Here is a 24,318-nt window from a genome sequence, read left to right as displayed (position 1 = left end):
AGGTTCATAATTACCAATTCGGGTTTTGTCCGCAAGTGGGGTTTGTATTCAGCTCTGCCTGAGGTATAGGGAAGTAAAGATGTTTTTCCACTACATTAAGACCCGGAACAGCTTTCACACTTGTAACATCATAACCAATCTGACTACCGTTTTCATCTTTAGCTTGTTCGCTTAACAGTCGGATGCGGTCGATATAATACTGCTTACCCCAACGACGAAGTTCCATACGGCGTGGTACCTCAAAGCACAACTCACGCGCACGCTCTTCCCGAATAAACTCTCTGAACTCCTCTGCTCCTGCAAAGTCGCCCAAGCTAACCTTACTAGCTCCTGCACGCTCCCGCACCAGATTAACCGCATCAATCGCTTCTTGCGTAGGATTCTTCGAGAATTCGTTCGCAGATTCGGCAATCATCAACAACACATCGGCATAACGCATGATTGGGTAATTGATGGAAGAGTTGTTCCGCGCCCAAGGACGAACCGGATCATATTCCGCACGCCATTTACCAGGGTTTCCATCTGTCTTAGTTAGTTTCTCCATCTCGGTAAACATTGTCTTTGTCACTTTATTGTTTACGAGTTCATATTTATAGTCACCAAAGTTCCACCATTTACGCACATCATTATTCTCATACATCTTCATCAGAATCCGGCTACCATCGAACCAAGCATAAGCAAAAGGAACGTCTTGATCTGTTTGCACACCCTGCATGATACCTAAGTACAAGCCTAAGTAGCCACTTTCATTCGATTTATCCAGTCCGTTACCGTAGAACTCTACTTCAAACATGCTTTCCTTGTGATTCAAGTCATACTTATTGGAACACATATTGATGAACATCGACCGATAACCGTCTACGCCTTTATCCGATTGATAGAGTTCGTGCAATTTGCTGTCTCTCACCTTACGTGCATAGTTCAACGCCTCTTCCCAATTATCCATTTCCATCGGATAACCGGAGCGCCACATGTAAGTACGGGCCAGTAAAGCTTGCGCAGTAGTCTTCGAAATACGTCCGGGAGCATTCAATTCGTCCGCAGGACGGCAACCTTTCTCAGCATCAAGCAAATCTTCTATAATTTGTTCGTAGATTTTAGCCTGTGGAGACCTCTTCAATTGCTGCTGCGATAAGTCGCGTACCACTTCCAAACGCAAAGGTACATCTCCCCAGAAAGCAACCAAGTTCATATAATACAATGCCCTCAGAGCTTTTGCTTCTGCTAAATACATATTCTTCTTAGTCTCTCCGCCACACTCTTCATCTGTGCGTTGAGAAAGCAGACCGATATAATCATTCGCCCGGTTGATACCTTCATACAAATCTTTCCAGGATTGTTCAAGGTCCGCGCTGGTATTATTATAGTTATAGTTAGGCAACTGAATGTATTTTTTGCCATACTCACGGTTATAGACCATGATATCGGTCCCTGCATCCAAGTCACCCCAGATATTCAGGCCGTAAGTGCCTTTTGCTCCTAATTTATCATATATACCGGCTAATCCGGCCATGCAACTGGCTTGATCGCGATAAAGATTATGTTCATCAAGATTGCCGTAGACTTCTGTATCCAAGAAGTCACAGGATGAAAAAGTCAAGGTTAATAAACCTACTGCTATAAAGAATATTTTTTTCATATGGTTGATCATTATTAGATGTAAATTTATAATCCGAGTTTGATACCAAAGGTATAAGAAGTCGTCTTCGGATAAGAAGAATAGTCGAATCCACGTGTAAGGGCAGAGTTACGAGTCGAAACTTCTGGATCGTATCCCGTGTACTTTGTCCACGTCCATAAGTTTTGTCCACTTACATATACACGTAGCGAACTGATACCAAAACGTTTGATTAGCTTCACCGGGAAGTTATATCCCAACTGCACATTCTTCAGGCGCAGGAAAGAAGCATCTTCCACCACTCTACTCGTGTTAACATCTAAACTGCGTTCTACAGCACATAAGTAATTGGTGTAGTTTCCATCTGTATAGGTTCCGTCACTGTTGTACACTCTCGGTGTCCAGTGATTCGTTGCAGTAGCCAACTGGTTAAGGTGTCTTCCGCGCAGATCTTCCAACCGATGACGGTTGTAATTGACTACATCGTTCCCATACGACCATTGGAAGAATACATTCAGATCGAAACCTTTATATTCGAAATTGTTTGTAAATCCTCCGGTATGAATAGGCAGTCCATTACCAATCACAGTCTGGTCTTCCGGCGATACTTTGCCGTCACCGTTAACGTCACGTAGTTTCATATCTCCCGGTTTAATGTTATTGCGCTCTTCGGTATTATTAGGAATACCATCTTTCAATACGAAAACGCCTGGCGATACTTCATTAAAATCTTCATACTGATAAACTCCGTCATATACGTATCCGTACATCTGAGAAAGTGGCTGACCGATGCGGGCGATATATAAGTTCTTAATGGTAGGATATTGAATACCTGTTACTAAGAAATCCTGATCTCCCGAAAGCCCGGTAATCTTACTCTTGTTGAAAGAGATATTAAAGTTTGTAGTCCATTTAAACTGTCCACCTTTACCTCCAGTAAAGTTCACCGTATTGATAGAGAACTCCATACCACGGTTGCGGATGCTACCTATATTTTGCTGGATCTTATCGAATCCGATAGATAGAGGGACCTCAGCATTCAGCAATAGATCTTTCGTTTCTTTGTTGTAGAAGTCAATTTCTCCGGTAATCCGATTCTGGAAGAGACCAAAATCAAGTCCGATATTCGTTTGATAAGTAGTTTCCCACTTCATGTTTTTGTTAGGCATCTGGCTTATGTAAATAGCCGGATTGTCCATCGAGTTGTTGAAAGCATAGCTTTGGTCACCTAAATAGAGTAATTGCGACGGATAGTCTCTGTATGTATTACAGTTTCCGGTTGCTCCCCAACCCACTCTGAGTTTTAGGTTAGACATCCATTCTTTGGCCGGTGCCATGAAAGCCTCTTCAGAAACTCGCCATCCAAAAGATCCGGAAGGGAAGTAACCCCATTTATTATAAGGGAATCGAGAAGTTCCATCGGCACGAACAGTAGCCGTCAACAGATAACGTGACCGCCAGTCGTAGTTGACACGTCCAAAATAAGAAGCCATGTTATGAACAAAATTGTTGGTGGTTATCGTTTCCGGAGTACCCGAAGACAAGCCCCAGAAACCTAATGCATCCCAAGGTACCATAACCGACGATGCTCCTAGATTGGAAGACGTACGACTGTTTAATGAACCTCCAAGCATCGCTGTTAGGTTATGCGCACCAAATCTTTTCTTATAAGTCAACGTGTATTCATTCGACCATCCGTCCCACTCTCTAAAGCTGAACTTACCATTCGAATGGCGAGAAGAATAACGCGGGTCTCCCCAATACGTATCGGCATTATCATACGTTTCACGACGATCGATACGCCAGTTATAAGCAAAAGTAGCTCTAAAAGTAAGATCCTTGGTTAGCATCCAGTTCAGATAAGTATTCATACTCAGCTGACGACTACGCGTTTTCTCGTATGTATTTTCAATCGTCTTCACCGGATTGTACGGATAGTTAGGATGTTTCTGCAACAATGCGTCCTCATCTTCGTCTTCATCCGAATAGAACAACGGGCGATAAGCCAATACCTGATACAGGAAATACTGGGTATCTCCACCACCACCTTGTGAAGGTGCAGATCCTTTCGATATATTATTCGAGAAGTTAACAGTCACTCCCGCTTTCACGTTTTTGGATATTTGTTGGTCAAGCGTAACACGTGCCTTTAAACTTTCATACGAAGAGTTGATAATAACCCCTTGTTGGTTGTAGTACGAGACACTGGAGCTATATTTAGTCGTTTTGGTTCCTCCCGTTAACGCCAGGTGATGACTAGTCATAGGAGCCGCACGGAAAACTTCATTCTGCCAGTCAGTAGAAGGTAGATTGGCATAATCTTCCAACACACGGTTGCGTCCCAACGCCTCATCATAACGATAATAAGTATCGGCCATACCCGAAGCACCCAATATTTCATTTTGCCAAGCTACATAGTCTTGTCCTTGCAGAAGCTTTAGGTTTTTAGGAGCCGCCTGATACGTAACATATCCGTCATACGTCACACGCGGAGCACTTTCCGTACCTCGTTTAGTCGTAATAATAATTACTCCATTCGCACCCCGTGCTCCATAGATAGCTGTAGCCGAGGCGTCTTTCAGCACGTCAATCGATTCGATGTCGTTCGGATTCAGCGCAGCCGGATTAGCATCTTCTGTTGCAAATCCATCAATTACATAAAGGGGTGTACCGTCCGATGCGTCCGAGATCGTATTACTTCCTCGAATTACAATATTCGTTTCAGCTCCCGGTTGTCCGTCACTCGATACAACTTGTACGCCTGCCACACGACCGCCCAAAGCTTGATCGAAAGAGAGAACCTGACTTTTGGTCAAATCAGTCATGTCGACCTTGGCAACCGATCCGGTCAAGTCGCTTTTCTTCACGGTGGCATATCCCACCGCTACTACTTCATCCAGCGTAACTCCGTCTTCTTTTAGAATAACATCCAATGTTTTCTTCGTACCAACAGTTACTTCCTTGGTTGCATAACCGATGAAAGAAATAACCAAGACAGAAGATTGTTTCGGTACAGAAATCGTAAACTTCCCGTTCACATCTGTAATTGTTCCCTTTTTCTCGCCTTTTAGTGTAATGTTAGCCCCAATAATGCTCATTTAGTTCGTCTACCACTTTACCGCCAACCGTTATCTGCGCAAAAGCAAATGAGAAGGTGCAGAGCGCCAGCAGTAAGAAATTAATTCGTTTTAAGAGTTGTACATTTTTCATAAGTATGATAATTGGTTCTGATAAGTATTATTTTTCTAAGTCACGTTTTCTGATTAAGGCTTCCAAGAAATAGTAATCAGCATAATTCAGCGGAGCATCGATTTCGGCACCATGCGGTATACTTCCCACAGAGTGCATCAGGATAAAGTTTCCATTTGTACCGACGGGTGCTCTATACGCAGGAGTGCTCAAGCTCTCTATGATTTTGTCGGCCGTTTCTTTATACTTTGCATCCGATAGATAGGTATGCAGTTCATATAAAGCGGAAGCTGTTACGGTAGCAGCCGATACATCCCGAGGTTCATTCGGTATATTGAGTGCATCAAAGTCCCAGTAAGGTATCAAGTCAGCAGGAAGATTCTTATTCGTAAATATGAAGTTATAGATTTTGAGTGCCTGATCTAAATAAGCGGGATTATGCTTATAACGATAACACATAGTATAGCCATAAAATGCCCAAGCCTGTCCCCTCGCCCACGATGACTCGTCGGCATAACCTTGTGCGGTCTGTTTGCCACGTACGGCTCCGGTTTCCGGATCATAGTCGACTACATGATAACAGCTATTGTCTGCGCGAAAATGATTTTCCAACGTTTTATCGGCATGGCTAACTGCTATATTATAATAGGTAGAGTCACCTGAAAGACGAGTAGCCTCGAACAATAGTTCCAGGTTCATCATGTTATCAATAATCACGGGACATTTCCATCCGCGTTTGGCCTGCCATCCTTTATCCGAATCCCATGACTGAATAACACCCGCCTCCGGACGAAAGCGAGTAGCCAGTGAGCGAGCTGCCTGTACAACGATTGGTGTATAGTCGATGTCACCTAATCGCATTCCGTTCAGAAAACTACATCCCGCCATAAAGCCGACATCATGATGCCAGGTCAGGTATTGTACGGAGTCGATAGCTTCCGTATATTTCTGTCCCAACGTTTTCCACTTTTTATCTCCGGTGAGCTGGTACATATACCACATGCTACCCGGAAAGAATCCACTGGTCCAATCGTCGAAAGGAACGTAAATGACCTCTCCCTTATCATCAATAGTGCGAGGATTCAATATTCCACCACTATGTTCAATCACATCCGTTTGCAATGAATACTGAGACACAGCATTTGCTATATTATCAGCAATCAGGCCAACATCCTGATTTAATGTTTTCGTTTTACATCCGCTCATCGACACCCATAAAAGGAAGGTACCAACAAATAGCCATAAAGTGTTTTTCATACGCATTACATTGTTATTTTTTAAGTTTATATGGCAAATATAGCCCGCATATTCTAAAGAGGCAGTCTAATAAATTCAAACGATGTACAAGATATGTACAGACACCTCACAAACAAAGTTTGTACAAAAAAAGCACATATAATGTACAAAAAGGTAACATTAAAAGGCCGAAAAACCGATAAAAAAATATATATTTGCCTTATTTTCAACATAAACCTTAAGGAACACTATGAAATATATTAAATCAACACTCGCAATCATTATTTTTTCACTACTCTGTTTAACCGATGTATATTCTCAAGAAATATCATTTAATCATCTGGTTACTGAGAATGGACTCTCTAATAATTCAGTCATCAGCCTTTATCAAGACGCTAAGGGTTACATCTGGATAGGAACACGCAACGGGGTTAACCTTTATAATGGAAATGAGTTTATCACTTATAAATCCCACAAAAGTGATCCGAATAGTTTAATCTTCAACAATATACAAAAAATAACCGGAAATGGCAAGGATGAAGTTTACTTCATGACTCCGAAAGGTGTGTCGGCACTTAATACAACCAATAACCAGTTTACGACTTTGATACAAGGATACATACGCGCTATGCATTATCATAAAGATCTGTATGTAACCAAGGATTCTCACATTTATCGCCACAACGGAAAGCAGTTTGAACCTTACTATACCCTGAACAACTGCTCGAACATCGGTGCACTTTATGTATGCGACGATTATATGTTGATCGGGACCGAAGAACATGGACTGTTTCGCTTGGATAAGCAGAAAAAGCTAACTCAGTTGCTCCCCAAAGTCAACGTTATCAATATATTCCAAGATTCTGTTGGACGGTTCTGGATCGGGACCTGGGAAAACGGACTTTATGTGATGGATGGTAATTCAATGAAGAATTACCTGCATACAGAGTCGGACCCAAAAAGTATCAGCTCTAACTTTGTACGTAGCTTTTGCGAAGATAAACAAGGTAATATGTGGGTTGGCACATTTAATGGGCTAAACCGTTTTAATACACATTCAGGTACTTTCAGTTGCTACCAGAAAAGTGAAAGAGAACACAGCCTGACTCACTCTTCGATCTGGAGCTTGCTCTGTGACGAACAAGGAACCGTATGGATCGGAACTTACTTCGGAGGAGTTAACTATTTCACTCCCCAATATCAAGTCTATCACCATATCCAGGTTTCTAAAGTCGAAGCCGAAGGCTCAGTTTCCCGATTGTAGCTCCTATTGTAGAAGACAACCAACACAACCTATGGATTGGTACCGAAGGCGGTGGGGTTAACAAATATACGCCCGGAGAGGGTACTTTCCAATGGTTTAAACATGATAAGTATAAAAACAGTCTTTCACAAGACAATGTTAAATCGTTGTATCATGATTCAAAGAACAACATTCTATGGATCGGAACTCATTTAGGAGGGTTAAACAAATTAGATCTTCGTAGCGAGCAGTTCACACATTATCAATCGAACCGGGAATCCCAGAGTTCACTGCCCTCAAACACGATCAGAGACATTGTTCCCTATAAAAAGAAACTGATTTTGGCAACTCATGCAGGCGTGTGCATCTTTAATCCGGAGAATGGGAAAAGCGAACTTATCTTGCATAAGGAACCCTATAACATCGCTATGGCCAATACACTGTGTGTAGACCATTGCAATACACTATGGGCTACCGGCAATGGAGAGGGTATTTATAGCTATCACTTCGACACACACGCAACTAAAAACTATAAGCATAACCCGGCTCTCAAACAAAGCCTGAGCAGCAACAGTATCAATCGCATTTTCCAAGACAGCCAGAAAAGGCTCTGGATATGCACCAGTGAAGCCGGGATAGACATCTACCGATACGAAACGGACGACTTTGAAAATCTGGACCAACAAAAAAACGGTATCGAAAGCAACTGCATCTATGATGTGTGCGAGCTGTCACCCGAAAGACTTTTGTTTATCACGGACGTTGGTTTCTCTATACTGGACTATGCGACCCGCACATTTACCAACTACAACCGAGGGGTTGGCGTACCTTTATCGGCAACAAACGAGCGTGCATTGTTCAAAGCCTCCAATGGGGACATATATATAGGTGGTATGAACGGTATGATCGCTTTCCGTGAGAAGGACATAGATCGCACCTGGCAGAAATATGAGATCCATCCTTTCCGACTGTTTGTCAACGGCGAGGAGGTTGAAGTAAACGACCAAACGCAGATTCTGGATAAAACGTTGGAATACACAGATAAGCTAGTCCTAAAACATAATCAGTCGATGTTCAGCATTGAGTATACGACTTCCAACTATATTCCTTACAACAAAGATGAGATGGAGTTTTATCTGGAAGGATTCTCCCGAGTTTGGACTAGTACACGGGGACAGCACAATATTACGTACACCAACCTAAACCCGGGAAGCTATACACTCATCGTTCGGGCCAAAAACAATCCGTTTGTTCCCGAAAGTAAACTACACATCGAGATTCTTCCACCTTTTTACCTGACAATATGGGCTTATCTCTTATATGCACTAGGCATTAGCCTGATTTCTTTTTATCTGATTCGAGTTTATAATCATCGTATTAAGTTACAGGAATCACTGAAGTACGAAAAGAAACATGCCGAAGACATCGAACATCTCAACCAAGCCAAGCTGCGTTTCTTCACCAATATATCACACGAGTTCCGTACGCCATTGACATTGATTATCGGACAGATGGAAATGTTATTGCAAATTCGTTCGTTCACGCCAATCGTCTACAATAAGATATTAGGCGTGTATAAGAACAGCCTGCAACTGCGAGAATTGGTCACCGAACTACTTGATTTCCGCAAACAGGAACAAGGACATATGCTCATCAAAGTCAGTGAACATAATACGGTAAGCTTCGTTTATGAGATTTACCTCCTTTTCCAAGAATATGCCATACAAAGGAATATCACCCTGAATTTCTACAAAAGCCACGATAATCTGCCGGCTTGGTATGATACGAAGCAAATGCAGAAAGTTATTAATAATTTGCTATCGAATGCTTTTAAATACTCCAAAGAAGGAGGCGAAATATCCGTATCGGTACGCAAAGGGAACCAGGAAGTTATTATAGAAGTAACTGACAATGGCTGTGGCATCGATTCTGAAAACATACAACGCATATTCGAACGCTTTTATCAGGTGGATCAGGTAGAATCGTTGCTAACTGGTACCGGAATCGGATTATCACTTAGTAAAGGCATTGTAGAGTTGCATCATGGCACGATCGAGGTATTTAGCGAACCGGGAGAAGGTTCTACCTTCTGTATACATCTTAAAACAGGCAAAGAGCATTTTACTTCCGAACAGCTTACGAATAATGTTCAAGACTCTTTTTCTTCGCTGCCTGAAGAAACCTATGCCCTTGACGGCCTACTGGACGAACAGGAAATACTCAACAACGAGAGCCCGATCGAAAGCTTTCCGGTAAAAGAAGAGAGATTAAGATCTTAATTGTGGAAGATAACGAGTCACTGAAAGAGATGCTTGTCAAGCTTTTCACACCGTTCTATACCGTAATAACAGCTTCCAACGGGCAAGAGGGATGGGAAAAAACGTTGTCCGATCATCCGCACATTGTGTTGAGTGATGTAGTCATGCCGGAAATGTCGGGTACAGAGCTATGCAAACGAATTAAAGAACAGATAGAGACTTGCCACATCCCGGTCGTACTGCTAACTGCCCAAACTTCGACAGAACATAACCTGGAAGGGTTGCGCACCGGAGCGGACGACTATATTACCAAACCATTTAATATCAACATCTTGCTATCGAGGTGCAACAATCTAGTAAACAACCGTATTGTGTTGCAAGAGAAATTCAGTCAACAACCATCCGCTACACCGCAAATATTAGCGACCAATCCTTTAGATAAAGAACTGGTAGATAAGGCAATGAATGTGATTGAGCAGCATCTTGACAATGTCGATTTCAATGTCAACATTCTAGCTAAAGAGGTTGGAATTGCACGTACCAAACTATTCACCAAACTGAAAGACATCACCGGACAGACTCCGTATGAGTTCATCATAACAATCCGCCTGAAGCGAGCAGCGCTAATGCTTCGGGAAAATCCGGAGTTAAATGTTTCGGAGATATCCGATCGACTGGGATTCTCTTCTCCCCGACAGTTCAGTAGATGTTTTAAAGAGAAATATCAGGTCGTTCCACAAGCTTTCAGAAGAAATAAAAAAGAGGATGAATCGGATACAGATCATGGTGAAGAGTATATAGATGAGTAAAAAAAACGATTTGTACGCATAAAGCACATGAGATGTATATTTTGGGCACCTATCTTTGCAAAAAAAGCCTTTCCTTTGTAATGTTGCTTTTAATAGATACACACATTCACCTCGTGAGGTATAAACACAAATGCGACCTTATATATATTAGCCCCCAAACCAGTTCTCACTTGTCCTTCAATAAAATGGCGAGTGGGACGACTTTCAAGGAGCAAACGGTTCCCAAAGAAAGAAAGAAAAAATAAAAGAAGTAATACTAGGCTAACTAAAACGTTCTTTGATTCTGTTCAAAAAAAAGCGAAATCATCCATACATTTATGCGATGACAGACAGTCGGAGTGGACTTAAAATAGACGTTCGTGGAATATGACTATTGCACGAAATTCAAATATCCCTCCATTTGTTTATTGCCACTTGTCGATCCCCCCATTAGTCTTACAAAAACAAGTGGCAATGGAGTGGCAAAAAGAAAAGGTGTTTTCTTTTTGCCACTCTTCTTTATTGAATTGAAACCTCTACCCAACCACCTTGATGCCATTCGATCACCGAATCAAAGCCGGCGGTTTTCAAAGCCGCCAAAGCCTCGGGACGCCCGGAGTTTATTCGTTCCGGATAATGAGCGTCACTATTAACCTGTACCCGTATTCCCAATTCCTTGAATAAAGGGAAATAGCGTTCGTTCGGATAAAAAGTCCCCAGTGTATGATAGGCCTTAGTATTAATCTCAACAATATATTGCCGACGGGCTATTTCTGCAAAATAATCACTCACCAGGAGATCGTACCAAGATTCATCCAACAAGCCCGGCCGATAAAGAGACGCATTGTAATGCATCTTATCTGCATGCCCCACAATATCGAAGCCTCCCAGCTCAACCATACGACGCAGTCGGCTATAATAAAGACGAATCACAGAGTCTAAATCTCCCTCGAAATGGGTGTCCACCAAGCCACGATACACATCAGCCGGCGTATCGATGTCGACTATTGTACCTTCAGGATTGTACAGCATATGCACGGAACCTATCCGGTAGTCAAGTGGCAACTTCTGAAAATAAGGGATACCCGGATGGCTTTCTTCATTCAAATAATCGATTTCAAGCCCAATCACCAACTCGATTTGATCAGCATATTTCTCCTTTAAACGACGAAACTCAGCAAGATAATCGTCCATGCAATCCCGCTCCATAGTCCATGCAGTAGCAAACGGAAGCGGAGCATGGGAGGAGATCCCATAAGACGTAAATCCTTCGCTAACGGCAAATCGAATAAATTCATCCATGCTCGCCCGCCCGTCACAATACAGGCAGTGGCTATGGTAGTTGGTCAGGTTGGTCATACGGCAAGTATATGGTTTAGTAATTAGGTTAATAAGCAGGCGAATCGTAAGCTCAAGCAGATAGATTAGCCTCTATTTCACTCAACTCCAACCAGCGCATCGTCTTTTCGTCAATAAGATCGTTTACCTCAGGCAAACGCTTCGACTTCTCGGTCAACTCATCTACCGAAAGCGTACCGCTGCAAAGTGACTGTTCGATCTGTTCTTTTTCTACTTCCAGATCAGCAATTTCTTGTTCCAACTGTTCGAACTCTCGTTTTTCCTTGAAACTCATCTTCCGCTTTTCATTCAAACGAACGCGAACTGTCTTTTCCTCTTGCGGCTTCTCTGCTTCTTTCTCTTTTTGGGATTTGGCCTCTTTCCAGTCGCGGTAATCGCTATAATTCCCGGGGAAGTCGCGTATATCACCCTGTCCGTTGAACACAAGCAAATGGTCGACTACCTTATCCATAAAGTAGCGGTCGTGGGATACGACAATCACGCATCCTTTGAAACTTTGCAAATACTCTTCGAGTACATTCAGGGTTATGATGTCGAGGTCATTGGTAGGTTCGTCTAAGACCAGGAAGTTCGGGTTACGCATCAAGACTGTACATAAGTAAAGCCGGCGACGCTCTCCCCCACTGAGTTTAGAGACGTAGTTATGTTGGGTTTCAGGAGTAAACAGAAAATGCTGAAGGAATTGAGACGCACTCAGTTTCTTCCCATTACCTAGTTCGATAACTTCGGCAATGTCCTGAATGACATCAATAACCTTCATTTGCTCATCAAATTGCAATCCGTCCTGCGAGTAATAACCAAAGCGGACCGTCTCCCCTACATCTACCGTACCGCTATCAGGCTTTACCTGCCCCAGCAGTATCTTGATAAAAGTAGACTTACCGGTACCGTTATTCCCTACAATTCCCATTTTCTCATAGCGAGAAAAGATGTAGGAGAAATCATCCAGTATCGTCAGATCATCGAAACGTTTGCATAAGTGATCGGCCTCAAAGATTTTACTTCCTATATAAGACGCTTTTACCTCCAACTTCACATTATCGGTATTGAAACGCTGCTTGGCAACTTTTTCCAATTCATAAAAAGCGTCTTCACGATAACGGGCTTTGTGGCCACGAGCTTGTGGCATACGCCTCATCCAATCCAACTCCGTACGATAAAGGTTGTTGGCGCGCTCTATCTCAACGTTTTTCGAATCGACGCGTTCCTGCCGTTTCTCCAGATAATAACTATAATTACCTTTATATTGATATATCTGACGATTATCTATTTCAACAATTTCCGAACAAACGCGATCGAGGAAATAACGGTCGTGCGTTACCATCAACAGACTGAGATTTGTCCGACGGAGATATTCCTCAAGCCATTCGGTCATATCCAGGTCCAAGTGGTTGGTCGGTTCATCCAAAATGAGGAAATCCGGCTCCGTTATTAACGTGTTTGCCAAAGCTACCCGCTTGAGCTGTCCGCCCGAAAGTTGTTTTACTTGTTGGTCGAAGTTGCGTATCTTTAATTGAGTCAGAATCTGCTTCGCCTTTTGCTCATACTCCCAGGCTTTCTCCTGATCCATACGATTCAAAAGCTCATCCAATCCCGGATGTCCTTCGGTCTCCATGCACCGTTCATACTCCTTAATCAGTTCCACGGTACTGTTACCATGGTGAAAGCATGCTTCGAGCACAGTCAATTCCGCCGGGTACTGGGGATCTTGTTCGAGATATCCTACACGCAGGTCACGGCGAAAAACTACGTTTCCGCTATCATATCCCTCCTTGCCGGCAATAACATTAAGTAATGTGGTTTTTCCGCTGCCATTCTTGGCAATCAATCCTACTCGCTGGCCTTCGGCTATGCCAAGTGAACTATTTTCAAGAAGAACTAAATCGCCGAATGATTTAGTCAGATTGTCTATTTGTAAATAAGGTATTACAGCCATATATGGTTAATTCATCACTTTTCGTCTTTTAAAGCACTCTGATAGGTCTCAGTCACATCGCAGACTTGCCCTGCCTTAACTTTACTCCATATCAGTTTCATAGGGTCGATCAGGTGACCATTATATTGCAAAACGGGCGCTTCCCGGTTTCCGTCAATCAAGGTCATCCACTCTACTCCCTCTACCTCGTTGGCAAGAATGATACAGATTGTAATACCGACAGCCATCCACTCATCCCGCTTTTTGGGAGCAATCAGTCCACTGTCGACAATCTCTTGCAACTTAGCCAGGTCATCTTCCATTCCCTGAAAATCTTTCTTCAGTTTTTCCTTGACCGTAGAGACCACCCATTCATAGCTTTCATTTACCTGATAGATTTCCAACAACCGAATCGGAATCAATTCGGCTGGATACTTTTGTCCCTCTTTACGGATCTCAAGGGTAGCGATGATTGCTTCCGCTTCGCTCACACTTGTTCCTTTGGGTACTGTAAACGAACATTCGAAAGCGATGTGGTCTATACCGGTAACCCACAAATGGGTGGTATAGTATGTACCTTCCTCCTGAAACATCTCTTTGCTATAAGCACAGGCTAAGGTACCTATCTTCACTAGCGAAGCGGAGTCGTTATTCTTCAGTTCCTGCCGAACGGTCTGGCTTCCATAATCAGCGTTTCCTTTATAAGCGGATATTCGGAAGTTTCCTGTCCAAACATCGGGATTATAGAACAAAAATGAGTTCTCACCGTCTTCGAACTCATTCCAATCCGAAGGATATATCATGGAAAACCATGCTCCGGGAGAGATATATTTCTTACCTTGCATCATTCTACGAGTTGATTATAAGTTGGACAAATGTACAACAAAAAAGAGAAACATACTAATAGGATCGTGATATTTAAGAGAAGTGTACCGTGCGCGGTTCACTTTCCGATTGGCTGAATTTTCCGTCGTACTTCTTTGGATATTTCCAGAAACATATAGTTCAGTCTGCCCGAATGGATACCGGATTCATTATCCTTATATTTCTTATTCGCGTACTGTTTGGACTTATCAAAAGTCAGCAATGACATTTCGTTCTGCGATTTTCCAACCATCGTAGAGTCCAATTGCTCGTCCGGAAAGAAGTCGTCGAGGTCTACATCGCCAATCATAGTGGTTTCAAGAAAGTTCTTTTCTTTATGCGAGTTATCGGTGTAATAGCCCACAAACATATGCCCGGGCGTCCGAACCAGAATCGGCTCAATATTGATAGCCCGAAGAAGGGAAGCAAACAGAACGCTACCATCCACACAGTTGATTTGCGAAGATTGCAACGCATCATCGAACGTGCGTACACGTTGTGAGAAAACAACGTTACTAGAAAGGCTCGTATTAGAGACCGAGCTATATTGGAATTTACGTTTCTGTAATACATTCCAAAGGGCATAAACTTGTTTGTCTACCGCTCCCTTAGCCGAGTTCTGATAACCCAAAAAGCGATTCACGATTTTGGTATTCAGGGCTTCGCGAAGCAATTGGTCGATCATTGGATTCTCCTCATTGACATAAGCAGCAAAGAAAATACCGGTATCATGGAATGTCACTCCGTTGGTAACATAACCCAGGAGGCATTCATTGACGCTTCGCACAGAGAATGTACGAACGCGCTGTCCCAAGTCTTTTCCATTCAATTCAGCGGTAACAGCTACACTAATGGGTTCGGCCTGAACGTTGTTTTTCAAGGCTTCGTAATTCCAAATAATATCGGGATAGATCGTATATTCTGTCCGCGCTTTGTCAAGTACGAACTCCGACACCGAGCGAGAATAAAAAGGGGTCTCCGCAACTTCTATTCGCACCCGGCTATATGCAGCACCGGATTTCAGCCGGACTGCTATGCATGATTTCGGATTTCCCAGTGCTAGAGAATCAGAAGGTTTAATAACTTGCGCATCCGTAGTGGCAACGGACAGGATAGCAGAAGGGAATATATTTCCACCCAAATCATCCGCTATTTCAAAGCTGGAATTAAACGAAGAGCATTTGAAAATCGACATGACTCCTGCCAAGAGAATAAGCAGTACAATGCCTGCTCCTATTACTTCGCGTCGATGTTGTTTCAGGTCTATTCTTACCATTGATTTTTAACTTATCTTTATAGAATCTTCTATGCGTCAGCAAACTTATAAAATTTCTAGGTATAAACGTATTTAATCAGCGAATAGTTTACTCCACAAATCAAAATAATTGCTCACGCTTGCTACGGATCGTTTACCTATTTTCATCATCCAAAGTCAATCCAATACAGCCATAATTCAAACAGATAGTAGTTATATCAGGAAAGTAGACTGTTAAGCGATGCGACTACATGGACAGTAGGGCTTGTTCAGAAAAAGTCGGATCGTTTTCTCTCACATCCGTTCTTTTCCACGCTGTTTCTCTGATTTACACGCGATAATACTTCTGATAAAAAACAAATGGACTATTCATTCCGGGAAATCCGGATGTAAATGGTATGAAAATAAAGTTTCGCTTTTGTCTTTCAGCTTTCAGTTTTAGATATAACTTATTGAACAATAGACGATTTAGGCTGAAGCCTATTACCAATACAGGTTTCAGCCTTCTCAATAGGGTTAGAGTAAGCGTCTAAAATCCCGGAATGAGCAAGTTAAAAAGCCATTGCTTATACATCCATGCATCCATAAACTTCATAGCCAATACAAGTCGGCCGAACAGCTGACTTATGTTGGCCGATCGGCTGACCTAGGTTGGCTGCTCCGCATACCCAGCCTAAAAAAGATTCTTCGCGGAAGTTCGGTAATCTATCAAGATGAGTTTAACACCTGAAAGCACTGAAACCTATTTCTTCTACTTTCAGCCCTAGGTTTCAGGATTATCCAATTAGATAGCAACAAATTAGATAGCAAACTGAAGGACTGAAGGCAATAACTACACACGTGTATAGGGGAGATTGGTGTGATATTAACGATCGATTACCAGGTATTTGGCAGGATAATAGGATGCCAATGTGCAAGTCGAAATTGGCGGATGCAGAGATGGAGACTGATCTTTGAAAACATCTTATTTTTCTTCTCCGGGGCTTTGCCAGACTTTAGAGGAAATTTAACGTGTAACCTAAATGTAATATTTGTTTCATTTGTCCGTAACAAACTTCATTCATCTTTGTACCGAAATAAAATAAAAGCTTAACTTTGTGTTTGCAGTACTTTATTTTAATACATTTTTAATACATATATCTTATGAATGATTACCGTATTTTAGTCGTTGACGATGAAGAAGACCTCTGTGAAATTCTAAAATTTAATCTCGAGAACGAAGGCTACACAGTAGATACTACCAATCGGCCGAAGAAGCATTGAAAATGGACATTAGCAGCTATCAGCTACTTCTACTCGATGTAATGATGGGAGAAATATCGGGTTTCAAACTAGCCAATATGCTAAAGAAAGACAAGAAAACAGCCGAAGTCTCCATTATCTTTATCACTGCGAAAGATACTGAAAACGACACGGTTACGGGATTCAACCTCGGAGCGGACGATTATATTTCCAAACCATTTTCACTCCGCGAAGTCATTGCCCGCGTAAAAGCTGTATTGCGCCGCACCGCCACTGCCGAAACAGAAAAAGAACCCGAACAACTTGTTTATCAATCCCTGATTATCGATACAACCAAAAAGAAAGTAAGCATCGATGACCAAGAAGTATCTTTAACCAAAAAAGAATTTGAGATTCTACTCCTCTTGGTACAAAACAAAGGACGCGTATTTTCCCGAGAGGATATACTAACGCGCATCTGGAGCGACGAAGTCTATGTACTCGACCGTACAATCGACGTAAACATCACCCGCTTACGGAAGAAGATCGGGGTTTATGGGAAATGCATTGTAACCCGCCTGGGCTACGGTTATTGCTTTGAAGCTGAATAATAATAACTATGATCATGAAACAGTCCACCTCTCGCAAACATTTTCTAACGTTCAGTGGAAAATTATTTCTGTCAGTCACTTCCTTGTTTCTGACGTTTATCATCTGTTTCATAGCCTACCAATATCAGCGCGAAAAGGCGTACAAGGTCGAATTGCTAAATATGCAACTGCAAGATTATAATAGCCGCTTGTACGAACGACTCAGCATGCATCCCGACTTAAATAAAACAGCGAACGAGTATATCCGAAGTCATACCCTGACCAACTTGCGCCTCACCTTGATCGATTTGCAAGGGAATGTCATCTACGACAGCTATAAAGCACATAAACATCCGCTCGAAAATCACCTCAACCGGAAAGAAGTGCAAAAGGCTTTGGAGCACGAACAAGGATATGATGTACGCCGTACTTCGGAAACGACCGGTGTGTCTTACTTCTACTCGGCTACTCGGTATGGAGATTATATTGTTCGCTCGGCTCTCCCCTACAACGTCAGCCTGATCAATAACCTAAAGGCTGACCCGCATTTCATCTGGTTTACCGGCATCACCTCGATCCTCTTACTAATCATCTTCTATAAGTTCACCAAAAAGCTAGGAACTTCCATCAGTCAGCTACGGGAATTTGCCATGCGTGCCGATCGGAATAAACCGATTGAGATGGATATGCAATTCGCCTTCCCGCATAATGAACTGGGAGAGATCTCTCAGCATATCATCCAGATCTACAAACGACTGCATGAAACGAAAGAAGCGTTGTATATTGAACGAGAAAAACTGATCACCCACCTCCAGATATCTCATGAAGGACTGGGTATTTTCACCAAAGACAAGAAAGAGATCCTGGTCAACAACCTCTTCACTCAATACAGCAACCTGATTTCGGACTCTAACCTGGAAACAACCGAAGAGGTTTTTGCTATTAACGAACTGAAAGATATTACCGGTTTCATCAACAAACATCAGGAACAACGCTCCATCGGTAAGAGTGAAAAACGAATGTCGATCAATATCAATAAGAACGGCCGTACATTCGTCATCGAGTGTATCATCTTCCAAGACGCCAGCTTCGAGATTTCAATCAATGATGTCACGCAGGAGGAAGAACAGGTACGTTTGAAGCGTCAACTAACGCAAAACATTGCCCATGAGCTCAAGACTCCGGTCAGCAGCATTCAAGGGTATCTGGAAACGATCGTCAACAATGAAAACATAGCACCCGAAAAGATGAATGTCTTTCTGGAACGATGTTATGCACAAAGCAACCGCTTAAGCCGGTTACTGCGCGACATCTCCGTGCTCACCCGCATGGACGAAGCCGCCAATATGATCGACATGGAACGGGTGGATATCAGTGTGCTTGTTGCCAGCATCGTTAATGAAGTTTCTCTGGAGTTGGAAGAAAAACATATTACCGTAGTCAATTCACTGAAAAAGAGTATTCAGCTAAAGGGTAGTTATTCGCTCATCTATTCAATATTCCGAAACTTGATGGATAATGCCATCGCTTATGCCGGCACAAACATCCAAATCAACATCAACTGCTTCCGTGAGGATGAACATTTCTACTATTTCAGCTTTTCAGATACCGGTGGCGGTGTATCGCCCGAGCATCTGAGCCGACTCTTCGAACGCTTCTACCGGGTAGATAAAGGTAGATCGCGTAAGCTGGGCGGCACAGGATTGGGACTGGCTATCGTAAAGAATGCTGTTATCATTCACGGGGGTAATATCTCAGCTAAAAACAACCAAGGAGGCGGACTGGAATTCATCTTTACATTATCAAAAGAGAAATAAAATTTTGAATAGAGCAAAATGCTAATTATCTTTGCATCTACTAATCGTAAATACAAAAATAGTTGGTAATGAAAAAGAATATAAAATTACTTCTTCCCGCATATTTCGTTCTATTGTGTGCTTGCAACAGTGGTAGTGCTTCTAATCAAAGCACCAATGCCACCTCTTCGGATACGATAACAACCTTTATCTTACCCAGCATTCCCCCCATGTACACAACTCCGGAGCAACGGGCTGATTTTCTTATCAAGCATTATTGGGATCACATTAATTTTGCTGATACCAACTATATACACCACCCTGAGGTTACCGAACAAGGATGGGCGAATTACTGCGATATCTTAAACCACGTTCCACTGACAACTGCTCAAGAAGCAATACGAGGCGTGATGGACAAAGCAAATGTGGAAAGAAAGGTATTCGACCATCTGGCTGACTTGGCCGACAAGTATCTTTACGATCCAAACTCGCCCATGCGTAATGAAGAATTCTACATTCCGGTGCTGGAAGCGATGATCGCTTCCCCCCTACTGAATGAAACTGACAAGATACGTCCGATTGCCCGCCTGAAACTGGCCGAAAAGAATCGGATCGGCACCAAAGCACTCGATTTCACTTATACATTGGCTTCCGGCGGACAAAATTCTCTTTATCATATCAAATCGCGCTACACACTGCTATTCATCAGCAACCCCGGTTGCCAAGCTTGCGGTGAGACAATTGCCAAACTGAAAAGTATGCCCGTTATCAACCAATTGATTGCAAACAAAAGCCTGACCATACTATCGATCTATCCGGATGAAGAACTGGACGAATGGAAGAAACATTATAACGACTTCCCGACTGAATGGATCAACGCCTACGACAAAAAGCTTGCGATTAAAGAGCAGCAACTATATGATCTAAAGGCAATTCCTACCTTATACTTGCTTGATAAAGACAAAAAAGTATTACTCAAAGATGCTCCCGAACAAGCTGTAGAAGAATATTTGTTAATACACTAACCTAATTCAAAAAATATATCTATCTTTGTTGCGCATTGGTTCGCGACCCTCACCTTTATGACCCGAGGTTAGCGATTAAAAGGGAATCAGGTGTAAATCCTGAACAGTCCCGCTGCTGTAATTTCCATATCAAACGTTACAGGCACTTACTTTTGCCACTGGAGTATACATACCTCCGGGAAGGCGCCTGAAACAGGAACGAGTCAGAAGACCTACCATGCTACCTATTTCACAGCTTTCGAGGAAAAAGCATTGAATCTGATGAACCGGACTTTGTCTATCATTACATTCACCCCTTATTCAAAGAAAGTATGTATAAACCAATAAACTCTGCCAAGTTTATTAGGAGTGTCCGGTCGAAGTGATTTCGCCCGGACACTTAATTATAAACTTACAGAGCATTTAGACAAGATGCCAGACTGTCGATAAAACAAGTATACATAAAACACAGAGCTAGCTACTGTCTCGTATTCGTGATTTTATAACTATTAATAATAAGCTAAACGACCAAACAAATTATGAAAAAGTATCAATTGTTTTTAGCTGCAGCAGCTATCGCACTAAGTTCATGCGGCAACGATCATGATGTCTTTCCAGAAATACCGGAAGATCCTGAAGTACCCAAATTGGAAGTAGAAGTGCTTGAATACCGCCCTGCTCCCGGACAGTTTATCAACGAGAATTTCGATGTCAAAACGATGGCCGAAGCTAATGCGTATGCCGAAGGTCGCCTCAAGAGCGGTTACTTTGTCTCCTTGGGGGCTTTTGGAGGATACATTACAGTCAAAATGCCCGAGGAAATAAAGAATCAAAAGGGATATGACTTTGGTATCATAGGTAATCCGTTTACGAATAGTTCGGAACCGGGCATTGTATGGGTATCTGAAGATACGAACGGCAACGGTATTGCGGATGATACTTGGTACGAGCTGCTAGGAAGTGATGAAGCGAAACGCAACTATTCAGTTACTTACCACCGCCCTGCCGAAGTGGGTGACATAGAATGGGAAGATAATCAGGAAGGAAGTGGAGTCATCAAATATCTTCCGCAATTTCACGACCAAATGTACTATCCCAACTGGATTAAAGAAGATGCTTACACCTTGACAGGAAGCATGCTGGCACCACGTACGATCTTTGAAGACAATGTATGGAAGAACCAAGACTTTGAATATGGCTATGCCGACAATCTGGGAAAAGACAGCGCCTTTGACAAGGACGGCCGGTATCTGTACAATCAGTTTGACTTGGATAATGCAATCGATCTGAATGGAGAAAAGATAACCCTGAAGAGCATTCATTTCGTAAAGGTACAAAGTGCCATTCTAAAGGACGTGGAAGCAATTGGCGAAGTATCTACAGAAGTTTGCGGATTCGTTCTTTTCTAAAAGTGACTCCCAACAAGGGAGCAAACAATCTTAATAAAAAGGATTTCCTGATTCGAGACTTTACCTACCGGCATAGAATAAATAAAAGTTGGGATCTGATTAACAAAAAGTAAAAGTTTTCTTGGCTATTTCAGCTTTTCATCTTACATTCGTCAGACTAATACTAAATTATACGACCATGGAATTACCTTTTGCTGAATCCTGGAAAATTAAGATGGTAGAGCCTATCCGTAAAAGCACTTACAAAGAGCGGGAACAATGGATTAAAGAGGCACACTACAATGTATTTCAACTCAAATCCGAACAGGTCTACATTGATCTGATTACCGACTCCGGCACAGGCTCTATGTCCGACCGCCAGTGGGCCGGCATGATGCTGGGAGATGAAAGTTATGCAGGCGCAACGTCTTTCTTTAATCTTAAAGAAACAATCACCCGCCTTACCGGATTCTCGTATATAATCCCCACACATCAGGGAAGAGCCGCCGAAAATGTTCTCTTCTCCTACCTTGTTCACGAGGGAGATATTGTTCCAGGTAACTCACACTTCGATACTACCAAGGGCCATATCGAAGGACGACATGCCATCGCACTGGATTGCACCATCGATGAAGCGAAACAAACTCAACTAGAGATTCCTTTCAAAGGTAATGTAGATCCGATAAAACTCGAGAAGGCTTTAGCCGAGCATGCCGATCGCATCCCGTTCATCATCGTGACTATTACCAACAATACAGCAGGTGGGCAACCCGTGTCTATGCAAAACCTACGCGAGGTACGTGCTATTGCTGATAAATATGGTAAACCGGTTCTTTTCGACTCTGCCCGCTTTGCCGAGAACGCCTATTTTATTAAAATGCGCGAAGAAGGTTATCAAAACAAATCGATTAAGGAGATCACCCGCGAAATGTTCGATTTGGCAGATGGCATGACTATGAGCACCAAGAAGGATGGCATCGTCAATATGGGAGGATTTATCGCCACACGAAAAGAAGATTGGTATGAAGGCGCCAAAGGCTTCTGCGTACAATATGAGGGTTACCTCACCTATGGCGGTATGAATGGGCGCGATATGAATGCATTAGCTATCGGATTGGACGAGAATACTGAATTCGATAACTTAGAGACACGCATCAGGCAAGTGGAATATCTGGCGGCAAAACTGGATGAGTATGGCATCCCCTACCAACGTCCCGCAGGCGGACATGCCATTTTTGTAGATGCTCCTAAAGTGTTGACACATGTGCCCAAAGAGGAGTTCCCGGCGCAAACACTTACTATTGAGCTATACTTGGAGGCAGGAATCCGTGGATGTGAAATTGGTTATTTACTTGCCGACCGTGATCCGATTACGAAAGAGAATCGTTTCAATGGTTTGGATTTACTCCGACTGGCAATTCCACGACGCGTATATACCAACAATCACATGGATGTAATAGCAGTAGCTCTTAAAAATGTATATGATCGGCGTGAACGCATAACGCATGGAGTACGCATCAGTTGGGAAGCACCGTTAATGCGCCATTTCACAGTAAAACTGGAACGAATTTGACAATAATAACAATAACGTATCGAACAAAAGACACAGATAGTCTGTTAATCGGTTCAGAATATTGATATTAATCCACTAAACAATGACTAGAGATTCTAAATTTATTAATAATGAAAGCGAACATCAATATGAGTTCCACGTTGAAGGATATGTAGCTAAAATAGAGTACCTCAAGTCTGCGAATGGGGAAATCTACTTAACTCACACAGGAGTACCTGCGGAACTGGGTGGGAAAGGAATAGGTTCGCAACTTGTAGAAAAAGTACTGAACGACATTGAGCAACAAGGCCTACACGTGATTCCGCGGTGTCCTTTCGTTAGTGATTATATTCAAAAACATCCGGAATGGGAACGAATCGTGCTGAAAAATTCCTAATCCAATTATCTTTTTAAATTACTCTACCAACCACGTCAATACAAAGTCGGGAAACAACAGATAAGAAATTGCATATATCTGTTGTTTCTCCGTCCAATATTCTTGTATCCCAAACGTACCATTAGATTCTGGAGTAAAGTGATCAAGGCGCATCAAACGCAGATCGGCACTGGCATCCTTGAACGATTTAAATAGAGTTTCCTTAGCGGACCAATGCAACAATAACCCCCAAATGAGGTCATCGGCATAGGCAAAGGCTTGTTCATCGGCACGCATAAAACGAGATGTGATTCTTTGTATTCGTAGTCCATACTTTTCAATATCAATGCCAACTGTTGCGTTTTCAGACAGTATGACGGCAACGTATCCTTTGGTATGAGAAATACTGATGAAATAAGAGTGATCAGCCAAAAAAGGTTTACCGTCAGCTTCATAGCCTATCTTGATATCTTCATTCAGAAGTGTAAAGACAAGCATACGAACGGACAACCACTCGCGTCGACGAGACTCAGCAGTGAAGCGCAACATCGCATTTGCATAATAGTCTCTGTCGGGAAGTAGTTCCAGCAGTTCATCAACTGTTTCATCCATCTTCCACACGCCCAATTGAAATGTACGCTTCTTATGATGCAAAAATAAAGCCAT

14 protein-coding genes, 2 pseudogenes and 1 riboswitch are annotated in these 24,318 nt (G+C 42.5%); of the genes and pseudogenes, 7 read left to right on the top strand and 9 right to left on the bottom strand.

Annotated features, from left to right (window positions below):
• Window positions 1–10: 10 nt before the first annotated feature.
• From JCM10512_RS08070 to JCM10512_RS08060, 4 genes are read right to left on the bottom strand one after another with little or no spacing between them, the layout of a single operon-like run.
• Window positions 11–1,639 (bottom strand): RagB/SusD family nutrient uptake outer membrane protein, encoded by a 1,629-nt coding sequence (locus JCM10512_RS08070; RefSeq protein WP_044162090.1) that lies wholly within the window; start codon window positions 1,637–1,639, stop codon window positions 11–13.
• A gap of 26 nt (window positions 1,640–1,665) precedes the next feature.
• Window positions 1,666–4,716, bottom strand: a complete 3,051-nt coding sequence (locus tag JCM10512_RS08065) for a SusC/RagA family TonB-linked outer membrane protein (RefSeq protein WP_200869097.1) — start codon at window positions 4,714–4,716, stop codon at window positions 1,666–1,668.
• Complete coding sequence (locus JCM10512_RS24560) at window positions 4,697–4,828, bottom strand: hypothetical protein (protein ID WP_262482592.1); 132 nt, start codon at window positions 4,826–4,828, stop codon at window positions 4,697–4,699. The genes JCM10512_RS08065 and JCM10512_RS24560 overlap by 20 nt, the downstream gene beginning before the upstream one ends.
• Before the next feature lie 27 nt (window positions 4,829–4,855).
• On the bottom strand, window positions 4,856–6,013 hold the full coding sequence (locus JCM10512_RS08060) for a glycoside hydrolase family 88 protein (protein WP_244437015.1): 1,158 nt from the start codon (window positions 6,011–6,013) through the stop codon (window positions 4,856–4,858).
• Between the two features lie 280 nt (window positions 6,014–6,293).
• On the opposite strand from JCM10512_RS08060, the pseudogene JCM10512_RS23600 reads away from it, so the two are divergent.
• A pseudogene (locus tag JCM10512_RS23600) lies at window positions 6,294–10,353 on the top strand (hybrid sensor histidine kinase/response regulator transcription factor).
• Between the two features lie 498 nt (window positions 10,354–10,851).
• Here JCM10512_RS23600 and JCM10512_RS08050 read toward each other — a convergent pair.
• From JCM10512_RS08050 to JCM10512_RS08035, 4 genes are all read right to left on the bottom strand, one after another.
• Entirely contained in the window at window positions 10,852–11,691 is an 840-nt protein-coding gene (locus tag JCM10512_RS08050; RefSeq protein WP_044162017.1) for a histidinol-phosphatase, read from the bottom strand.
• Window positions 11,692–11,743: 52 nt separating this feature from the next.
• Entirely contained in the window at window positions 11,744–13,627 is a 1,884-nt protein-coding gene (locus JCM10512_RS08045) for an ABC-F family ATP-binding cassette domain-containing protein (RefSeq protein WP_044162016.1), read from the bottom strand.
• Window positions 13,628–13,641: 14 nt separating this feature from the next.
• The gene (locus JCM10512_RS08040) at window positions 13,642–14,451 is read right to left on the bottom strand and encodes a DUF3805 domain-containing protein (RefSeq protein WP_148298323.1); all 810 of its coding nucleotides are present in this window, start codon (window positions 14,449–14,451) and stop codon (window positions 13,642–13,644) included.
• Window positions 14,452–14,549: 98 nt separating this feature from the next.
• Complete coding sequence (locus JCM10512_RS08035; RefSeq protein WP_044162012.1) at window positions 14,550–15,746, bottom strand: hypothetical protein; 1,197 nt, start codon at window positions 15,744–15,746, stop codon at window positions 14,550–14,552.
• 1,122 nt (window positions 15,747–16,868) lie between these two features.
• Between JCM10512_RS08035 and phoB the strand changes: the two are divergent.
• From phoB to JCM10512_RS08005, 6 genes and pseudogenes are all read left to right on the top strand, one after another.
• Window positions 16,869–17,557, top strand: a pseudogene (phoB, locus tag JCM10512_RS08030) (two-component system response regulator PhoB).
• Window positions 17,558–17,571: 14 nt separating this feature from the next.
• Window positions 17,572–19,353, top strand: coding sequence for a two-component system sensor histidine kinase PhoR (gene phoR, locus JCM10512_RS08025; RefSeq protein ID WP_044162086.1), 1,782 nt, complete (start codon window positions 17,572–17,574; stop codon window positions 19,351–19,353).
• Window positions 19,354–19,421: 68 nt separating this feature from the next.
• On the top strand, window positions 19,422–20,357 hold the full coding sequence (locus JCM10512_RS08020) for a DUF5106 domain-containing protein (protein WP_044162010.1): 936 nt from the start codon (window positions 19,422–19,424) through the stop codon (window positions 20,355–20,357).
• An 18-nt stretch (window positions 20,358–20,375) separates the two neighbouring features.
• A riboswitch (cobalamin riboswitch) is annotated at window positions 20,376–20,591 on the top strand.
• 284 nt (window positions 20,592–20,875) lie between these two features.
• A complete protein-coding gene (locus JCM10512_RS08015; RefSeq protein ID WP_044162008.1) occupies window positions 20,876–21,745 on the top strand; it encodes a hypothetical protein in 870 nt (289 codons plus the stop codon).
• A gap of 178 nt (window positions 21,746–21,923) precedes the next feature.
• The gene (tnaA, locus tag JCM10512_RS08010; RefSeq protein WP_044162005.1) at window positions 21,924–23,297 is read left to right on the top strand and encodes a tryptophanase TnaA; all 1,374 of its coding nucleotides are present in this window, start codon (window positions 21,924–21,926) and stop codon (window positions 23,295–23,297) included.
• A gap of 82 nt (window positions 23,298–23,379) precedes the next feature.
• Window positions 23,380–23,673: a GNAT family N-acetyltransferase gene (locus JCM10512_RS08005; protein WP_044162003.1), complete on the top strand. Its 294-nt coding sequence runs from the start codon at window positions 23,380–23,382 to the stop codon at window positions 23,671–23,673.
• A gap of 18 nt (window positions 23,674–23,691) precedes the next feature.
• On the opposite strand, the gene JCM10512_RS08000 is transcribed toward JCM10512_RS08005, so the two are convergent.
• On the bottom strand, window positions 23,692–24,318 hold the full coding sequence (locus JCM10512_RS08000) for a 4'-phosphopantetheinyl transferase superfamily protein (RefSeq protein WP_044162000.1): 627 nt from the start codon (window positions 24,316–24,318) through the stop codon (window positions 23,692–23,694).

The sequence above is a fragment of the Bacteroides reticulotermitis JCM 10512 genome (assembly GCF_000517545.1).
Lineage (GTDB): Bacteria > Bacteroidota > Bacteroidia > Bacteroidales > Bacteroidaceae > Bacteroides > Bacteroides reticulotermitis.
The sequence above is the reverse complement of the archived record's forward strand: the minus strand, read 5'-3'. Positions and strand labels throughout refer to the sequence as shown.

What these genes read in the sequence shown, in the direction of transcription:
- JCM10512_RS08070 (WP_044162090.1), bottom strand. Translation starts at nt 1,639, where the DNA reads ATGAAAAAAATATTCTTTATAGCAGTAGGTTTATTAACCTTGACTTTT.
- JCM10512_RS08065 (WP_200869097.1), bottom strand. Translation starts at nt 4,716, where the DNA reads ATGAGCATTATTGGGGCTAACATTACACTAAAAGGCGAGAAAAAGGGA.
- JCM10512_RS24560 (WP_262482592.1), bottom strand. Translation starts at nt 4,828, where the DNA reads ATGAAAAATGTACAACTCTTAAAACGAATTAATTTCTTACTGCTGGCG.
- JCM10512_RS08060 (WP_244437015.1), bottom strand. Translation starts at nt 6,013, where the DNA reads ATGAGCGGATGTAAAACGAAAACATTAAATCAGGATGTTGGCCTGATT.
- JCM10512_RS08050 (WP_044162017.1), bottom strand. Translation starts at nt 11,691, where the DNA reads ATGACCAACCTGACCAACTACCATAGCCACTGCCTGTATTGTGACGGG.
- JCM10512_RS08045 (WP_044162016.1), bottom strand. Translation starts at nt 13,627, where the DNA reads ATGGCTGTAATACCTTATTTACAAATAGACAATCTGACTAAATCATTC.
- JCM10512_RS08040 (WP_148298323.1), bottom strand. Translation starts at nt 14,451, where the DNA reads ATGCAAGGTAAGAAATATATCTCTCCCGGAGCATGGTTTTCCATGATA.
- JCM10512_RS08035 (WP_044162012.1), bottom strand. Translation starts at nt 15,746, where the DNA reads ATGGTAAGAATAGACCTGAAACAACATCGACGCGAAGTAATAGGAGCA.
- phoR (WP_044162086.1), top strand. Translation starts at nt 17,572, where the DNA reads ATGAAACAGTCCACCTCTCGCAAACATTTTCTAACGTTCAGTGGAAAA.
- JCM10512_RS08020 (WP_044162010.1), top strand. Translation starts at nt 19,422, where the DNA reads ATGAAAAAGAATATAAAATTACTTCTTCCCGCATATTTCGTTCTATTG.
- JCM10512_RS08015 (WP_044162008.1), top strand. Translation starts at nt 20,876, where the DNA reads ATGAAAAAGTATCAATTGTTTTTAGCTGCAGCAGCTATCGCACTAAGT.
- tnaA (WP_044162005.1), top strand. Translation starts at nt 21,924, where the DNA reads ATGGAATTACCTTTTGCTGAATCCTGGAAAATTAAGATGGTAGAGCCT.
- JCM10512_RS08005 (WP_044162003.1), top strand. Translation starts at nt 23,380, where the DNA reads ATGACTAGAGATTCTAAATTTATTAATAATGAAAGCGAACATCAATAT.
- JCM10512_RS08000 (WP_044162000.1), bottom strand. Translation starts at nt 24,318, where the DNA reads ATGGCTTTATTTTTGCATCATAAGAAGCGTACATTTCAATTGGGCGTG.